The sequence below is a fragment of the Kocuria sp. GQ42 genome, from assembly GCF_059758435.1.
Map to the genome: position 1 here is coordinate 858,185 of NZ_JCAXEN010000001.1, position 14,975 is coordinate 873,159.

The 14,975-nt window shown below is 68.0% G+C and carries 19 protein-coding genes; 9 read left to right on the top strand and 10 right to left on the bottom strand.

Going from position 1 to position 14,975, the window contains the following annotated elements; genetic code table 11:
- Positions 1–185 precede the first annotated feature (185 nt).
- The 3 genes from AC6CH6_RS04070 (at position 186) to AC6CH6_RS04080 (ending at position 2,003) form a co-directional block, all read left to right on the top strand.
- On the top strand, positions 186–569 hold the full coding sequence (locus tag AC6CH6_RS04070; protein ID WP_498254108.1) for a hypothetical protein: 384 nt from the start codon (positions 186–188) through the stop codon (positions 567–569).
- Between the two features lie 156 nt (positions 570–725).
- Complete coding sequence (locus AC6CH6_RS04075) at positions 726–1,376, top strand: hypothetical protein (protein WP_498254109.1); 651 nt, start codon at positions 726–728, stop codon at positions 1,374–1,376.
- Between the two features lie 129 nt (positions 1,377–1,505).
- On the top strand, positions 1,506–2,003 hold the full coding sequence (locus AC6CH6_RS04080) for a hypothetical protein (protein WP_498254110.1): 498 nt from the start codon (positions 1,506–1,508) through the stop codon (positions 2,001–2,003).
- Positions 2,004–2,015: 12 nt separating this feature from the next.
- Here the strand turns inward: AC6CH6_RS04080 and AC6CH6_RS04085 are convergent, their stop codons facing one another.
- The 4 genes from AC6CH6_RS04085 to AC6CH6_RS04100 all read right to left on the bottom strand — a co-directional run bounded on the left by AC6CH6_RS04085 (position 2,016) and on the right by AC6CH6_RS04100 (position 5,026).
- Positions 2,016–3,164: a hypothetical protein gene (locus AC6CH6_RS04085; protein WP_498254111.1), complete on the bottom strand. Its 1,149-nt coding sequence runs from the start codon at positions 3,162–3,164 to the stop codon at positions 2,016–2,018.
- A 160-nt stretch (positions 3,165–3,324) separates the two neighbouring features.
- Positions 3,325–3,828 (bottom strand): hypothetical protein, encoded by a 504-nt coding sequence (locus AC6CH6_RS04090; RefSeq protein ID WP_498254112.1) that lies wholly within the window; start codon positions 3,826–3,828, stop codon positions 3,325–3,327.
- Positions 3,829–3,835: 7 nt separating this feature from the next.
- Positions 3,836–4,345 carry a hypothetical protein gene (locus AC6CH6_RS04095; RefSeq protein ID WP_498254113.1) on the bottom strand — a complete coding sequence of 170 codons (510 nt, stop codon included), beginning with the start codon at positions 4,343–4,345 and terminating at the stop codon, positions 3,836–3,838.
- A 96-nt stretch (positions 4,346–4,441) separates the two neighbouring features.
- Entirely contained in the window at positions 4,442–5,026 is a 585-nt protein-coding gene (locus tag AC6CH6_RS04100) for a hypothetical protein (RefSeq protein WP_498254114.1), read from the bottom strand.
- A gap of 329 nt (positions 5,027–5,355) precedes the next feature.
- On the opposite strand from AC6CH6_RS04100, the gene AC6CH6_RS04105 reads away from it, so the two are divergent.
- The 3 genes from AC6CH6_RS04105 to AC6CH6_RS04115 all read left to right on the top strand — a co-directional run bounded on the left by AC6CH6_RS04105 (position 5,356) and on the right by AC6CH6_RS04115 (position 7,320).
- Positions 5,356–5,970 carry a hypothetical protein gene (locus tag AC6CH6_RS04105; RefSeq protein ID WP_498254115.1) on the top strand — a complete coding sequence of 205 codons (615 nt, stop codon included), beginning with the start codon at positions 5,356–5,358 and terminating at the stop codon, positions 5,968–5,970.
- Between the two features lie 113 nt (positions 5,971–6,083).
- Positions 6,084–6,761 (top strand): hypothetical protein, encoded by a 678-nt coding sequence (locus AC6CH6_RS04110; RefSeq protein WP_498254116.1) that lies wholly within the window; start codon positions 6,084–6,086, stop codon positions 6,759–6,761.
- Between the two features lie 55 nt (positions 6,762–6,816).
- Positions 6,817–7,320, top strand: a complete 504-nt coding sequence (locus AC6CH6_RS04115; protein ID WP_498254117.1) for a hypothetical protein — start codon at positions 6,817–6,819, stop codon at positions 7,318–7,320.
- 209 nt (positions 7,321–7,529) lie between these two features.
- On the opposite strand, the gene AC6CH6_RS04120 is transcribed toward AC6CH6_RS04115, so the two are convergent.
- Both AC6CH6_RS04120 and AC6CH6_RS04125 read right to left on the bottom strand, forming a co-directional pair.
- Complete coding sequence (locus tag AC6CH6_RS04120; RefSeq protein ID WP_498254118.1) at positions 7,530–8,720, bottom strand: PucR-like N-terminal domain-containing protein; 1,191 nt, start codon at positions 8,718–8,720, stop codon at positions 7,530–7,532.
- A gap of 314 nt (positions 8,721–9,034) precedes the next feature.
- Entirely contained in the window at positions 9,035–9,433 is a 399-nt protein-coding gene (locus AC6CH6_RS04125; RefSeq protein WP_498254119.1) for a hypothetical protein, read from the bottom strand.
- A gap of 261 nt (positions 9,434–9,694) precedes the next feature.
- Between AC6CH6_RS04125 and AC6CH6_RS04130 the strand changes: the two genes are divergently transcribed.
- A complete protein-coding gene (locus tag AC6CH6_RS04130; protein ID WP_498254120.1) occupies positions 9,695–10,543 on the top strand; it encodes a phosphatidylinositol-specific phospholipase C/glycerophosphodiester phosphodiesterase family protein in 849 nt (282 codons plus the stop codon).
- A 327-nt stretch (positions 10,544–10,870) separates the two neighbouring features.
- On the opposite strand, the gene AC6CH6_RS04135 is transcribed toward AC6CH6_RS04130, so the two are convergent.
- Together AC6CH6_RS04135 and AC6CH6_RS04140 are read right to left on the bottom strand one after the other, a co-directional pair.
- Positions 10,871–11,413 (bottom strand): TspO/MBR family protein, encoded by a 543-nt coding sequence (locus tag AC6CH6_RS04135; RefSeq protein ID WP_498254121.1) that lies wholly within the window; start codon positions 11,411–11,413, stop codon positions 10,871–10,873.
- Positions 11,410–11,946 carry a MarR family winged helix-turn-helix transcriptional regulator gene (locus AC6CH6_RS04140; RefSeq protein ID WP_498254122.1) on the bottom strand — a complete coding sequence of 179 codons (537 nt, stop codon included), beginning with the start codon at positions 11,944–11,946 and terminating at the stop codon, positions 11,410–11,412. The genes AC6CH6_RS04135 and AC6CH6_RS04140 overlap by 4 nt, the downstream gene beginning before the upstream one ends.
- Positions 11,947–12,018: 72 nt before the next feature.
- Between AC6CH6_RS04140 and AC6CH6_RS04145 the strand changes: the two genes are divergently transcribed.
- Positions 12,019–12,621 (top strand): YdeI/OmpD-associated family protein, encoded by a 603-nt coding sequence (locus AC6CH6_RS04145; protein ID WP_498254123.1) that lies wholly within the window; start codon positions 12,019–12,021, stop codon positions 12,619–12,621.
- Between the two features lie 175 nt (positions 12,622–12,796).
- On the opposite strand, the gene AC6CH6_RS04150 is transcribed toward AC6CH6_RS04145, so the two are convergent.
- Together AC6CH6_RS04150 and ppk2 are read right to left on the bottom strand one after the other, a co-directional pair.
- On the bottom strand, positions 12,797–13,249 hold the full coding sequence (locus AC6CH6_RS04150) for an anthrone oxygenase family protein (RefSeq protein WP_498254124.1): 453 nt from the start codon (positions 13,247–13,249) through the stop codon (positions 12,797–12,799).
- 10 nt (positions 13,250–13,259) lie between these two features.
- Complete coding sequence (gene ppk2, locus AC6CH6_RS04155) at positions 13,260–14,171, bottom strand: polyphosphate kinase 2 (protein ID WP_498254125.1); 912 nt, start codon at positions 14,169–14,171, stop codon at positions 13,260–13,262.
- A 385-nt stretch (positions 14,172–14,556) separates the two neighbouring features.
- On the opposite strand from ppk2, the gene AC6CH6_RS04160 reads away from it, so the two are divergent.
- A complete protein-coding gene (locus tag AC6CH6_RS04160) occupies positions 14,557–14,787 on the top strand; it encodes a hypothetical protein (protein ID WP_498254126.1) in 231 nt (76 codons plus the stop codon).
- The last annotated feature ends 188 nt before the right edge of the window (positions 14,788–14,975 follow it).

The following is a 14,975-nucleotide window of genomic DNA, read 5'->3' on the forward strand; positions in this document are numbered from 1 at the left end:
GAGTCGTTGGTACGCAGGCCCGCCAGGGGGATGTTCTGGCTCAGGACACCACCGACGGGAGGCACCGACGCATAAGTGGGGATCGAGACGTGCAGCAACCCCTGCAAGGATCCATCCATCGGGACATCGGGACACCGGGACACCGGGACATCGGGCAGCCGGAGCCACCGCAGAGAGGAGGTCTCGTGCCACCCAAGATAAGAGCCCGCCTCATCCTGGCCGTGCTCGGCGTCCTGCTCCTGGTGCTGGCCCTGTACAAGGCCCCGCAGATCGGCTGGTGGGGTGTCTGGCTCGCCGTTGCACTCCTGCTCCTCACCCAACTCTTGGTGGGCATCGAGTCGAAGCGACCGCCCCAAGCCACAAAGCGGCGGCAAGTCCTCAATACCGCAATCGCCGTCGGTGGATACCTCCTGGCCATGGTCCTCAGCGCGTTGTGGAGAGGGGACGAAGTGCCATGGTCCCTTTCTCCTTTGATCCTCTACATCGCTCTAGCGATCGGCTTCGTCAGCTGGTTCGTCAACCAACCCGACGAACCAGGCCAGGAAGACACCGCGGAGAGAACTCGCTAACAGTCACGGCGTCATCTGTCCTGTCTTCAATTCCCTGCGGCAAGCATGGGGATACCTCCCGAGCGTCCCCTTAACGGATGCACACCTAGCGTTGGTCTTTACTGGGCGGTAAGACTGGGGGCACCGGACCCCTGTCCGGTCAATCGGAGGGATGGGATGGACCAGCGCCGGGTGAAGCGGTTGATGTTTCTGTGCGGGGTGTTCATGGCAGGTGTCGGGGCCGTGCCCCTGTGGTGGAGCGTGGCTCATCTGGTCTCCCCGTCCGGCTCCAGCGTGTTCATGCCGTGGCTCGGTGTGCTCAGTGGCTCGTTGGCGGTGCTCCTCGGGGCAGGGTTCGTCCTCTGGTCCCTGAGCCGGCGACCGGTGCGGCTGAGCCGACGGCGGTCGACCTACATCGTGCTGGCCGGCTGGCCGATCGCGGGGGCCTTGATCCTGGCGGGTTCCTGGGACGACCCCACGAGTGCTGGGGTCGCGCTGCTGCCGATCCTGGTGGCGTTCCCCGTCGGGGCCCTCTTCGAGCAACCGCAACAGGAACAGCGCTACGCCCGTTCCCTCACCGCTCATCCCGACCGGGCGCGGTACATGATCGTCGCCGGGACCATCGGGGGAGCGTTGTTTGCCGTGATGAGCGTGGTCACGCTCTTCCTCGGAGATCTGGGGTTGTTGGGGACCGCGGTGGGGTTCACCGTGATGATGGTGACCTACGCCCTCGGGCAGCGCGCCGACCTCAAAGATCTCGCTGCGGGTGTCCCGCGGGACGGTTCTGATCCCGGATCCGGCCTCGGCCGTAATGAGTCCTCACCGTGAATCCGAGGCCGCGGGGCCCCATGGCGGCACCCGGGACACCCTGTCCTGCCGCAGCCGGGACGGTAACGATCACCGGTTGCGACGGCACGGATTCCCAAGCGGGCGGCCCTGCAAGCACAGGAGGTGGGCGTGCTCTCCAGGGTTGAGAAGGTTCTACTGGCGGTCTGGGTGCTGCCCCTGGTCTTCGGAGTCGTGGCCGGGTGGCACACCACCAGGTCGCCGGGGGACGAGGGCGGGATCATGCTGGCCATGACCGGACTGGTCGCCGCGATGTACACCGGGTTGCTGGTCAGCATGGTCCGTCGCGCCCGGCGCCGAGCTCAGTCTGTTGATGCCCAGGACGATGCCACGGAGGCCGGCGACGAGGTCGATGAAGCGGATCCCGACTTCGTCGAAGGAAGGGTTTTTCACGGTGGGCACGGCTACATCGACACCCCGCGAGCTCGGGGGCGGGCCTACCTCAGCATGCAGTCACTGTCGCTGTTTCTCCTCGTCCCCGTGGCTCTCTACGCCCTCCTTGCCCAGGGCGACTGGTTTCTGGCCGTGATCGTTGCGCACTTCATCACGCTGCTGACCATGTCCGTCTACATCCACGAACGCGACACCGAGGACGACCCCGCCAAGTAACCCTGCGGTGTCCTACCGGCTGATCACCACGGGCAGGAACGTCAGGTGCGCCAGGCGATTCTCGTCCCCGCTTCCCGACACGCTGTAGTCGCCGCGGGAGGCCGGGTCGCTGGCATTGAGGACCCGCTGGGTGCGCTCATGGTCGCGGATCGTCGCGTGAGCTGACTTGATCAGGGTGGTCGCGTCCTTGGGGTCACGGATGAACACGATCAGAGCGATACGGGTCTGCCGCCACAGCGTGTACCTCGTCAGCAGTTGATCCAGCCCGTCCGACAGCGCTTTGGGGCCCTTCCAGATCTTGCACTCACCGACGAATGCGTCGCGGTCTTTCCAGCGCAGTAGCAGATCGGATTTGCCCTGCCCGATGAATGTTTCGCCGGTGACCTGCCCTTCGAAGTTGGCGTTGAGCACGAACAGCAGCACATCGCGCAAGGTCTCCTCGTCCTGGCCCAGCAGCCGCTCGGCTGTCCCTGGCAGGCGCTCCAGCGCGTTGGAGAACGAAGCGATCGTCTGCGCCACCGACTCCGCCATCTCTTCGGCCAGGGACCATTCTGGAGCCCCAGCCGCCGCTGCCTCCTCGATCACCCGCATCGACATCGGCGCAGGGCGAACGGGCACTTCCACACGATCAACGGTGAGTTGTGTCAGTGGCACCTGCAGTTGCTCCATCGCCCCACGCAATGCGCGGGTGACCTTCCACCGCGGCTGCAGCTGCGCGCTCAGCACCTCGGCAAAAGCGGCCTGGCGCCGCTCAATCCGCTCATTAGCCGCGCGGACGTCCTTGAGGAGCTGACCCTCGATCCGCGCCAGGGCTTGAGCGAGTTGCTCGGCGAAGTCGTCCCCTAACTGGCTCTCTATATTCAAGGCGAACTCGGCGACCGACTTCCCTCCTGAGGACCACCCCCGCCCCACGATCTCGCTCACCTCCATGAGCAGGTTCAGATCACCGCAAAACGGGTACTTCAGCTCGACCCGGCTCCCAGAGTGGTCGTAGTAGCGATCGGCCACGTTGAGAACAAGCGGTTGTGGCCCGCGGGTGTTGATGAGCTCCTCGAGAATGACCTCCAGCGGACGATGGGCCAGGTCGTCATCCGTCACCTCGGCAGCGACGGTGGCGGCGTAGGTGCGCAGCTTCTCGATCTCGATGTCTTCACTTGTCACGTTCTCACCCTAGGACTGACGCGCCCCCGCCTTGGTTGGACACCTCGCGCGAGCAACCCTGCCGAACGTGGGCTCTGCTCAATCGGCACAGGCAGGTGTGGACGTTCGGGATGTCTTGGCTGGTGGCCCATCACGACTTCAAATGTGCCTGGCCAGGAACTCAGGCCCAGCGCATCCCGGTCGGGATCTCCTCGACAGTGCCCAGCGCCCCGAAGAGGAACAACCGCAACAGCAGCACCAGCACCGGAGGGAGGACGGCCGCTCCCAGGATCCAGGCGCGAGCACGGAAAACTGCGGCGTAGATCTCTTCGGTTTCCCCGTCGGCGCCGCCAATCCATTGACGATGAGCCAGGCGAGCCAGGTAACCGCTGCGGTAGCGGGCCTGGAGATAGGCGTAGGTGAAGAACAGTCCCCCAACCAGCGGGGCGACCACCGTCTCGGCGTCCGGGTTGGCGTAAAGCACCCCCACACCGCTGACCAGGGCCAGGAACAGACTCATCGCCAGGACCGCGATGTGGAAGGACGTCACCGCCAGGTCGGCCGCGACCCTCGGGACGTCCTCGGGCGAGGCGGCCAGCCGTGCGGCCACCGGGGCCCGGAGGAGGGTGAGCACCACGTTGGTCAGCCCGATGAGCATCAGAGCCCCGAAGGCGATCCATCCCATCTCGAGGTCAGCCCATCAGCATCCCGGCCGGCAGATCGGCCTCCGCACCCAAAGCCCCGTAGAAGAACACCCGGGCGCCCAGCACCAGTAGGGGCGGGATGAAGCCCAGAGCCAGGATCCAGGACCGGGCCCGGGTGGCGTCCTCCCACATCTGCTCCGTTTCCCCCGGGGCCCCGCCCCATCGCCAGCCGGCCGCGGCCTGCCGGGACATGGCCGAGGGGAAGCGGCGAGCCTGCAGATAGGCGAAACCGAAGAGCACGAGCAGCCCGATCGGGAAAAGCACGGTCACCGGACCCGGGGCGGCGTAGAGCACCTGGGGCAGCACGAACAGCGACATCAGGGCGCTGAAGACCACGAAGACGCAGAAAAACACGGTCACGGTCAGCGTCGTGGCGAGTCTGGCTTGTTCCTCCGGGCTTTCGGCGAAGCGGGCGGCGATCCGCCCACGGGTCAGCGCGGTGAGATTGCCGGCCATGATGGCGAGGAAGGCCACGATGAAAATCGGGAGGAAGGACACGCTGGGGCCTCTCGTCTCGCACCGGCGCCAGGTGCCGCCGTGACCCCAGCGTAGAAGTTGCAGACGCGAACACCCAGACGCCCTATTGGGGGTTTCCTAGAAGCGGCGCCCGGTGTGGCGGAAATGCACGGCGTCGATGACGACGAAGATGGAGCCGAGAAAGGCCAGTCCGCATCCGATCATGAAGACTCCGGCCGGAAGAATCGGGACCCCCGTCGGATGTTGGGCGCGGGAGATCTCCATGAGCACGAACATGGCCAAGGCGGCACCGACACCGGCCCCGGTGAGGGTCAGGCCGAAGTGGCGGGCGGACCCGGTGAGATCCGTCAAGAACGCTTTGATGGTATGTGTCCCATCACCTGAGTTCCCGGATGGGCGCTGCCCCTGTCTCAGTGCCCAGGAGAAGACCACAGCCCCCACGAGCAAGGCAGCGCCTGTGATGATGACGAACCCTGTTTGGCTGTAGACGCCCATGGCGATGACACCCAGCGCTCCTACGACCAGGAGGCCGGCGTAGATGAGGACAACAGCTCTCATCGGGCCCGCCGGGTGCTGCGTGTGGACCAGAGTCGCGTCTGCCGCATCGTCGGACTCCTCAAAGTAGGTCCATTCGAGCAAGCCTTCTGGGGCGAGGGCCTGGATGCCCAGACCTATCACCGCCCATCTCCACTCAACAGCCACATAGTCGTGGTCCCGCCGTGACCACGGCAGAGCCGCGATTGGGCGGCCGCACCCGGGGGCTTGCAGTAATGGTTCCTTTGCAGGCGAGGTTGGCTGAGGTCCCCGAGAGGGACGGGGCCATCTTTCGCCGCGGCATCTCCTGGAGGTGAGGACCCCATTAGTAGGGACGCGCGCCGCACCCCTCTTGACGTGTGCGTTAGCACATTATTGGGGAGGGGTGTGTGGATCCGCTGTGCTGTTCAAAGGGTCCCCTGGATCGGGGCAGCGACCGTTCGCGCTCATGCACGGCCCCACTGACAACCCATCGACGCCTCGAAGGAGTTCCGGTCATGACCAGCCCACCACAGGACCCGGGCCATCCTGGTCACCCGTACGAGCCCTCGCGCGGCATCCCGCCCCGCTACACCTCGGGCGGGTGGCCCGAGGGAACGGGGCGTGATCCGGGGCAGCAGCGTGGGCTGGTGTCGGCGCCGCGGCAACTCAAGCGGCTGCTGGGTCTGACCGTGGCCTCGGGCGCCCTCTATGTGGTTTTCGGTGTGGTGGTCACGGTCATCTTCGCCACGATGGACTTCGCCGCGATGTACCAGCGGATGGGTGTGCCGGCCGAGGACGCCGGTCAGGTCGGCACCATGATGGGACAGATGCGGGGGTTCTCCCTGGCCTCCGGTGGGATCGCGGTGGTGGTGCTGGTGGGTCTCTACGTCATGGAGTACGTGTTCCTGCGCAAGGGCGCGAACTGGGCTCGGATCACTGGCACCGTGCTGGCGATACTGAGCTCCCTGGGCTTCCTGGGCAACCTTTTCGGTTTCTGGCTCTACGGGCAGTGGGCGATCGTCCTGATCGGCCTCGGGATCGCCTTCATCGCGGTCAACATCGCCTGGCTGGTGACCGCCTTCGGCGCCCCGGTGCGCGCCTGGTTCACCCGACCCCGCTACACCAGCTGACACCTGCCCTCTCAACGGCGGTCATCGAGACACCGGCAGGGACGAATCAGCCCTTTGTGAGGCGGCCGAGCACGGGCCGCCTCCACCCTTCATGACGACGACAGGGACGCACCATGGCAGTCGAAACACGACCCACCACCGGCACGCCGGGCCCGTGGTTCCGCACCCTGTGCGGGGCCATCACCCTGGGGCTGAGCCTGGTGTGTGTCATCTCGTCCCTGCCGTACCTGACCACGACATCGGGCAGCGAGCAGCTGACTATTCTGGTGTTCTTCCTCTGGGGCGCCGGGTTGGCCGTCGGCGGGGCGTGGCTGATCCGCGGCCGGTCCAAGGGCCAGGACATCGTCTTCGTCCGGAACCGGAAACGTCTCCTCACCGTGGCGGCCATGACCGTGCTGGTCATCGGCATGGCGATCTACTTCGCGGGCCTGCCCGCCGGCGAGAGCGACACTTTTAACGCCTCCTTGGGCTGGCGGACGATGTTCGCCAACCTCTTCGCGTCCCTGCCGTTCCTGCTCTTCGACCGGGAGGGCCACCAGGAGCGCGCCGCCCCGCTACCGCAGGATCCCGCCGGGCGGGGAAAGGTGAAGCGGCGGATCGGGCTGCTGATCCTCGCCGGGGTGCTGGCCTGGCCGACCGGGGTGGTGCTGGGGGAGCTGGTGCACCCGTGGTTCGAAGAGATCCTGCCCCGCCTGGCCGCCGGGCTGCTGGTCGCCGCCGCCGTGCTGGGCTACCGGCTCAGAAAGTCCCGACCTCCAGAGGCCGGACCTGACGCGTCCCCGGGCCGGTAGGACGTGGATCCGATCATGGTTGCGGTGAGCCCCCGACCCTGGGGAAGGACAATCGATGGACGTGGCACCGGGAACCGGTAAGGGGCCCGCCCCGAAGAAGGACCGAAAATGGCTGTGGGGGCTGGTCGCGTGGCTGATCTGGTTCATCGTCGCCGACGAGGTGGTCGAGGCCGCGCTGGCCTGGTTGGTGGCCACCGGCGGGTACGGGTTCTCCAACGCGATCATCGGACTGCTCTCCCTGGGTGGGTGCTTCATCGGCATCCAACGGCTGCACGTCAAGCATCGGCGCCTGGAGACCGAGGGCGACCCGGACCCACTGCCGGCACCCTACGACTACCAAACCCAGGCCCAGGGCGGAGTGTTCGCGGGGTGGGCGTTCGGAATCATCACCTGGGTCGCCACGCTGGCGTGGCTGATCTTCGTCGGGGTGGGGGCCGCGCTGACGTTCTGGCCGATCCTCGGGGCGACGCTCTTGTGGGCCGGGCGGATGGAGATGGCCCACGCGCGCGTCATGGACGCCCGCCGCGGCCACCCACCGGCACCGGTCGACCAGGACTGACCGAGGAAGGACAACGATGCCCCAGATCCCTCGAGCACCCGAGGCGTCGAAACCACCCGGAGGCCCCAACACCGGCTTTACATATGGCACGCTACCGGCCCCTTTCCATGGGGGCGATGTTGCAGTGGGGGTTCTCCGGAGTTTTTGCGGTGATGATCAGTCCCCGGGGACCACGGCCTGGAGAGACGGGGCACCGCAGTGATCGCCGGCTAGGAGGGGTTCTGGTCGGGTAGGGCGCGCAGGACGAGCTCGAGTTCGAACCGGGTCTGTGGGTCGTTGAGCGTCTCCCCGAACACCTCGCGCAACTGGTTGACCCGGTAGCCCACTGTCTGTTCGTGGACAGCCAGTTCGGTGGCCATCGCAGCGCGGTGCCCGTGGTGCTTGAGCCAGGACAACAGGGTCGCGCCCAGGCGTTCCCGCTGGGCGGGGCGCAGCTGTTCCAGCGGGGCCAGACGTTGGGCGGCGAGGTCCTCGATCATGGCGCGGTCACTGAGCAGCAGCAACTGGGGGAGGTGCTCGGTGACCCACAGCGGCCCCTCGGCCTCGGGATCGCGCCGCAGCAGGTCCCGGGCCAGCACGGCCAGACGCAGAGAGTCAGGTGCCGCCTGCCAGGGCCGGCCCGGGCCCACGACCGCGTTCCGCCCGGCGAGGGCACGCCCCAGCTCCTGGTGCGCTGCCGGGGAAGAGGGCTCGGGCACGATGGCGATGATGTCACCGGGGCGGGAGGTGAGCAGCGTCCGGGGCCCCAGGCGTGATCTGAGTCCGGTGCGCCGGTCCGTGGGCAGGGTCGCCACCACCACCCGTTCGGGCAGGGCCCAGCCGGCCGCGAGCACGCCCGCGCGCACGGCGTCCTCCTCGGCGTGGCCGCGGATCAGCATCTCCGCCACCGTGTCCAGCAGTCGGTCCTGCTCACCGGCGCGTTCGGACTGCTCGGCGGCGTAGCCCTGGGCGCTGGCGGCGGAGAGCTCCTCGATGTAGGCGAATACCGACTCCGCCAACACGATCAGCACCGAGGCCTCGGCCCCGGACTCCATGGCGACCCCCGACATCGAGCGCAAGGTGGCCCGGGCCGCGGAGCGGTAGGCGGCGAACAGGGCGTCCATGGGCCGGCCCTGGTAGACCTCGGCCCGGCCGAGCAGCTCGTAGACCAGCCGGTCCTCATCGCGCAGAGCCGGTTGGGCGGTACCGGCCAGGTCCAGGAAACGGGTCAGGGCGGACTCGACGCCCTGCTGGATCTCGCCCCGCAACGGACCCTCCAGCGAGGCGGCGTAGACCGGGACGTCCCGATGGACCGCCGCCAACAACCCTTCCGTGAAGGCGGGCACATGCCCGGCCAGCAGTGGGGTGAGGGAGGGCGGCAACGCCGTCCACGGCAGATCACGATCCACATCAAGCACCACACGCCCCCTTTCGTGGCCTCGCCACAGTCTCTCGGGCCCGCAGAGAATCAGCCAGGCTCAACGCCTGAGGCAAGAGCACCGATGCGGTTGACGACCTGGCCCGAGCCCACCTGCTGGCCCCTCCACGGCGAACCGACCACCCGGCACCTGGCCGCTGGAGCCTCAGGCGATCGATCCTGCTCCTATTGCACCCCAGGCACCGGCACACGGAACAGGGCCCGGGGCCATCTTTGTGAGACCCGAGGGGACTGTCCATCTCAAGGTGATGACCGACATGCCATTCATGGCGGCCCGAGGGAGATCGCGGGAGGGGGTCAGCCGGCCCGTGTGAGGTCCAGGTAGTGCTCGTCGGTGTGAGGCTCGGCGCGCAAGAGCTTCGTCAACGGCCCATCGTGGGTGGACAGGGCCCGGCACAGCAGGTCCGCCATGCTGAGGGGGCCTACTGTGATCGACTCGCCGAAGGGGCCGTCCGTCTCCATCAGGGGCACGACAACACTGTCCGGATCGAAGGCGATGGCCTGACCGTCAGCGTCCAGCAGCTCGCCGATGAAGTAGTCGCCGGCGCACCGGTCGGCGTAGACGCTCAGGCGCACGGCCTGCGGGTGATGGTGGTGCAGATGAGCGGCGAGGAGTCCGAGCAGCTTTTTGGCGTAGGCGCGTTTGGCCTTGAGGAGTTTGGTCTCCGCGGCGGCCAAGACGGATGGGGCGGTCATCGAGCTACCTCCAGTGCCCCTCAGGCAACGGGCCGGTGGTGACCGCTCCAGCCTGACAGCCCAGGGTGAGCGCCGCGTGACCGGCCGGTGCATTTCCGGTGGCCATCACCCCGGCCCCTGCGCCCGTTCCGGCCGGCAGGAACGAGAGCGGTGCGTTAATCGATGACCCTTCACCAGGTGGCCACACGGGGGAGAACTCCCGGTCACCGGCACGGCCCACCCTGAGGTCTATTACTCCCCTCTTGAGCAAGGAGCACCTTCATGATGACGATCTCGCGCACCTTGGCTACCGGCACCACGGTCATCGCCCTGCTGGCGGCCCCGCAGGCGGCCGGAGCCGCCCCGGCCGCCGAGACGACAGCGGAGCTGGGCTCACCGTTGGCCCAAGCGCACGCCCACAACGACTACGAGCACGACCGGCCCCTGCTCGATGCTCTGGAGCACGGCTTCACCTCCGTGGAGGCCGACGTGTGGCTGGTCGAGGGGGAGCTGCGGGTCGCCCACGACGCCTGGGAGCTGGCCGATGCCCCGACCCTGGAGGAGGCGTACCTGGATCCGCTGGCGGAACTGGTCTCGCCCAACGGCAAGCAGCTCTACCCCGGCTATGACGGGGACTTCCAGCTGCTGATCGACATCAAGAGCGAAGGCCCCGCCACATGGGCGGCGATCGAGGAGGAGTTGGCCGAGCACAAGAAGTTCATCACCGGCTACCACCACGGGCAGATCAAGGACCGAGCCGTGGAAGCGGTGATCAGCGGCAACCGGCCCCTGGCCGACATGCAGGCCGCGAAGACCCGGTACTCCTTCTACGACGGGCGCTCCACCGACCTGGCCACCGGGCCGTCCCCGGAGTTCATGCCGCTGATCAGTGAGAACTGGACCAAACTGTTCACCTGGCAGGGCGTGGGGGATATGCCGGCCGCCGAGCGGGAGGCCCTGCACGACTACGTCGAGACCGCTCACGCCGCCGGTTATCGGGTGCGGTTCTGGGCCACCAACGACATCGCCGGGCAGGCCCGGGAGAACCTGTGGACCGAGCTGCAGGCGGCCGGGGTCGACCACATCAACACCGACGACCTTCCCGGCCTGCAGGAGTTCCTCGCCCGCTGAGCGCACCGTCCACCTGGTCCTCGGCTCCGTTGGGCCGTCGACGGTACTCGACCGGTCGGGTGCCCGGCAGCACCGCAGGCATCGACACCGGGAGTTCACCGGCTGTTGGTCGGGCGGTCACAGCTACTTCCTACGGTGCCGGAGGCCAGCAGGAAACCCCCCAAGTCCTGTCTGACCAGCACGGATGCACCCCCGGGCAGCCGTGCCGAGTGCCCCAGGTGTGCAGCCTCAGTCCAGCTGGGGCACTCGACTGCCCCCGTCGTGCCACCGTCGCGGTTGGCCCCTCGTCCCGGGGGTGGGTTGCCGGCCTGCGGAGAGAGGGGCCGGTCATGCGCGGCCCGGTTCCCAGCCGAGGAACGCATCCCGGTTGCGCGCGGCGGTGACGGTGGCGATGTAAGAGGCGTAGGCCAGCCACAGCAGCCGGGGGCTCAGCGCCCAGGCGGCACGGCGGTCCAGGCGTGCGGTGACCACGACGCTGGCGGCGGTGACCCCCAGGGAGGCCACCGTGACGGCGGCTCCGAGCACGGGGCTGCGCAGGCCGAAGTACAGCGCGGAGAAGGAAGCGAACAGGGCCCAGTCCACGCCCTCCAGCACCAGCACCGTGGTGCGTCCCGGGGTGCCGGGGCGCAGGTTGGCGATGCGCAGATTGCTCCACAAGGTGGTGGCGTTGTTGAACGCCCACACCGGGGGGAACAGCCAGTCGGGCGGGGCCCCGGGTGGGGTGTGGAGGTCGTTGTAGAAGGCGGGATCCCCGTTGAAGCCGGCCGGCAGGGCACTGGCGGCATTGGCGGTGAGTCCGACCGTGGCGGCGTGCCACCAGCGGTAGCGGCGGGCCGGGGCGGGGGCCCGGAGGTCGGAGGTGGTGGTCATGGTGTGGGGTCCTTGCTCGTGCCCGGGGCGGGGTGCTCCTGCGCCGGGGGTTCGTGGGCGAAGTCGAGGAAGTGGCCGGTGGCCGCGCGCAGATAGCGTTCGATCACGGCTTGGTCCTCGGGGGAGAACGTCTCGACGAGTCCGTCGAGGCGTTCGAACAGGGGCTGCAGCGCACCCAGGGTGGCCTTCAGGGCGGCGTCGGTGGGTTCGAGCACTTTCCGCCGCCGGTCGGAGGGGTGGGCACGGCGCTGCAGGTGCCCGGCCTCTTCCAGCCGGTCCACGAGTTCGGTGGCCGAGCCGGTGGAGATGCCCAGCCGCCCGCTGAGCTCGGCCGCACCGAGGCGGTCTTCGCTGCTCATCACGTGGTTCATCGCGGAGTAGTCCAGAGGCCGAAGGTCCAGTCGTCGGGCCAGCTGCTGGTCCACCTCCGCAGCCGCGCGCAGCAGGGCGCGCAGCGCCCAGGAGAGCTCCGGGGCGCTGACCCGGCCTCGCTCGATGTCTTCGATCCGGTCCTGTTGCGCATCTCCTGTCACGTAGTCGACACTAGATGTCGATAGCTCGGAAATCGAGAAGCTCCGCTAAGGAGTTATCGAGGGGTGATCTCCGTGGCGACAGAGCCGGCGGGCCAGGAACAGGTGCACCCGCAGGGTCGGGACCAGTGGCGGGAGTGGCTGGCCGACCATGCCGTCGACCGTGCCGGGGTGTGGGTGGTGTTCTGGCGTCGAGGATCGGGCCGGGGTGGCCTGACGTACGAGGAGGCCGTGGAGGAAGCGCTGTGCTTCGGCTGGATCGACAGCGTCCCGAAGAAGCTGGACGAGAACCGGACTCTGCTCTACTTCTCCCCGCGGCGTCGCGGCAGCGCGTGGTCGCGGCCGAACAAGCAGCGGGTGGAGCGGTTGCGGGCGGCCGGGCTGATGACCGAGGCGGGCCTGCGGGTAGTCGCCCGAGCCCAGCAAGACGGGTCCTGGGCGGCATTGGACGAGGTCGAGGACCTCGTGGTGCCCCCGGACCTGGGCCGGGCCCTGGCCGCCCGGCCCCCGGCGCGCGAGCACTGGGATGGTTTCCCCCGATCGGTGCGCCGCGGCATCTTGGAGTGGATCGTGCAGGCCAAGCGCCCACAGACGCGGGCCCGGCGGGTGGAGGAAACGGCGGAACTGGCCCAGCGCGGGGAACGGGCCCACCAATGGCGCCGACCCGAGGTCACGTAGATGTACTCGGTGACGAAATTCATGGCACGCGACGGACGGACGGGCCAGAAGCCTCAGCCTCACTCCGACCGAGAGAACGCCATCCTGAGGAAGCCCGGTGGGTTCAGGTGTCGTCTCGGCGTCGAGCTCGCCGAGGACCTCCCGCTCTGCCACCGCGGTGTCGCGGTAGGGGCTCTCAGACCGGTTCTGGAAGAGGGCAGAGCAGGCCGATCGCCCCGAGTATGGACAGTGCGGCCCGGGCATGGTTGGCCCGTGTCCACGGTCGGGCGTAGGCGAGCCAGATGACGGTGCTGCGGTCGGTGCGGGCCAGCCGGGTATTGAGCGGGACGTTGACCGCCATGGTCAGGGCCCAGCCTGCGAGGGAGGCTAGGGCACCCAGCACGCGGACCGGGGCGCCGGGGCCTGGTACACCGGTGCTCACCACGATCAGACAGGCGAGGGCGGTGCCGAAGAACAGCACCAGGAACGGGGCGCGCACCGTGGCCTGGTTGACGGTGATCATCGTCGCGGCGGCCTCACCGGCGGGGCGGCGCCGCAACGCCGGCATCACTATCAGCGAGAACGCCAGATAGAACCCGCCCAGCACCGCGGATCCGATTCCGGCGACCACGGCCGGCCACGTCTCCACGCCGCGGGGTTCAGTCGCCGACGGCGTCGCGGCCGCGCCGGACGATCAGCGGGTCGGGGGGATAGACCACGGAGACGTCCTTGTCCTCGTAGTCGAACTGGTCCAGGAAGAAGCGCATCGCGTTGAGCCGGGCGCGCTTCTTGTCGTTGGAGCGCACCGTGATCCACGGGGCGTGGTCGGTGTCCGTGCGCAGGAACATCTCCTCCTTCGCGTCCGTGTAGTCCTCCCACCGATCCAGGGACGCCAGGTCCATGGGGGATAGCTTCCACCGGCGCACGGGGTCGATCTGACGGATCGCGAACCGGGTGCGCTGCTCGTGCTGGGTGACGGAGAACCAGAACTTGGTGAGGTGGATGCCGGAGTCCAGGAGCATCTTCTCGAAGACGGGCGCCTGGGCCATGAACTGTTCGTACTCGGCGTCGGTGCAGAAACCCATGACGCGTTCGACCACCGCCCGGTTGTACCAGGAGCGGTCGAACATCACGATCTCCCCGGCGGTGGGCAGGTGGCCGATGTAGCGCTGGAAGTACCACTGCCCGGCTTCCTTGTCCGAGGGCTTGGTCAGGGCCACGACGCGGGCCGCTCGGGGGTTGAGGTGCTCGGTGAAGCGTTTGATCGTTCCGCCCTTGCCGGCGGCGTCGCGGCCTTCGAAGACGATGACGTGCTGGAGGTCGTGGTCCTGGGCCCAGTACTGGAACTTCAGCAGCTCGATCTGCAGCTGATACTTCTCCAGCTCGTAGGCCTCACGGTCCAGGAGCTCGTCGTAGGGGTAGTCCTCCTGCCAGGTCTGCACCGCCGAGCCCCCGGGGTCGATCAGATCAGCGTCCTCGCCCTGGGGGTTGCCCACGGTGTAGCCGCGCTCGGTCAGAAGATCGATGAACTCCCGCAGCTCCAGCTTCGCTGGATCCCATTCCTGCAGCACCGTTCGTCCTCCCTCTGTAGGCCACCCGGTCCTGACAGTAAGGCAAGCGGGTGGACGGGTGGTGAACACCCCCGCGGCCGGCGCCCCTGGGGTCCCTGCGGCTGGTGTCGCCGGGACAGGTGTGGCCGATGGCGGCCAGGGTCAGCCGTCGCCATCCTCTGGCTACCGGCGCGGGGCGCCGGGTGGATCTCGGGCTGGTGCAGTACGCCGTTCCGGCTGTGCTGATCATCACGAGCATGGCACTGCCGCTGATCGTCAACGTTCTCCGATCCCACCGCCCATCCCTGCGGCACCGGCTTCTGGGCACTCCCGAGCGCTGCTGCAGTAGAGGTCAGCCCGGGGGTGTTGCTGGCCGAGGTGTTGTCGTCGGTGGTAGCGGCTGCTGATGGAGGAGTTCGTGGGCGGCGCGGTCGAGCAGTTCCCGCTCGTACCGTGGCAGGTGCAGGGCCTGGTGGAGGTAGGCATCGACCTCGAGCTGGTGGGCGTTCCCGCCCAGGCGGAAATGCCGCCACCACAGCTGATGCACCGAAATGCCGGCGGCAGCGATGGTCTGGTGCAGCGATCGGGCTTGTGCGGCGGCGAGAGAGTCGAGCATCGGGACCTCCACCAGTGGTGAGGCCGCGCGGCGACCTTCAGGGCGAATAGGAGGCGGTTGGGCTGTCTCATGACCCTTGTGGTCTCAGAGACTGGCCTCGTCCGTGAACGGATAGGTGCCTTGAGGGGTTTTCGGATCACCGCACCATGGGGTGGATCCGGTCCTTTGGTGGTCCCCGCAGGGTCTGGCCGAGGCGTTATCGGCCGCCG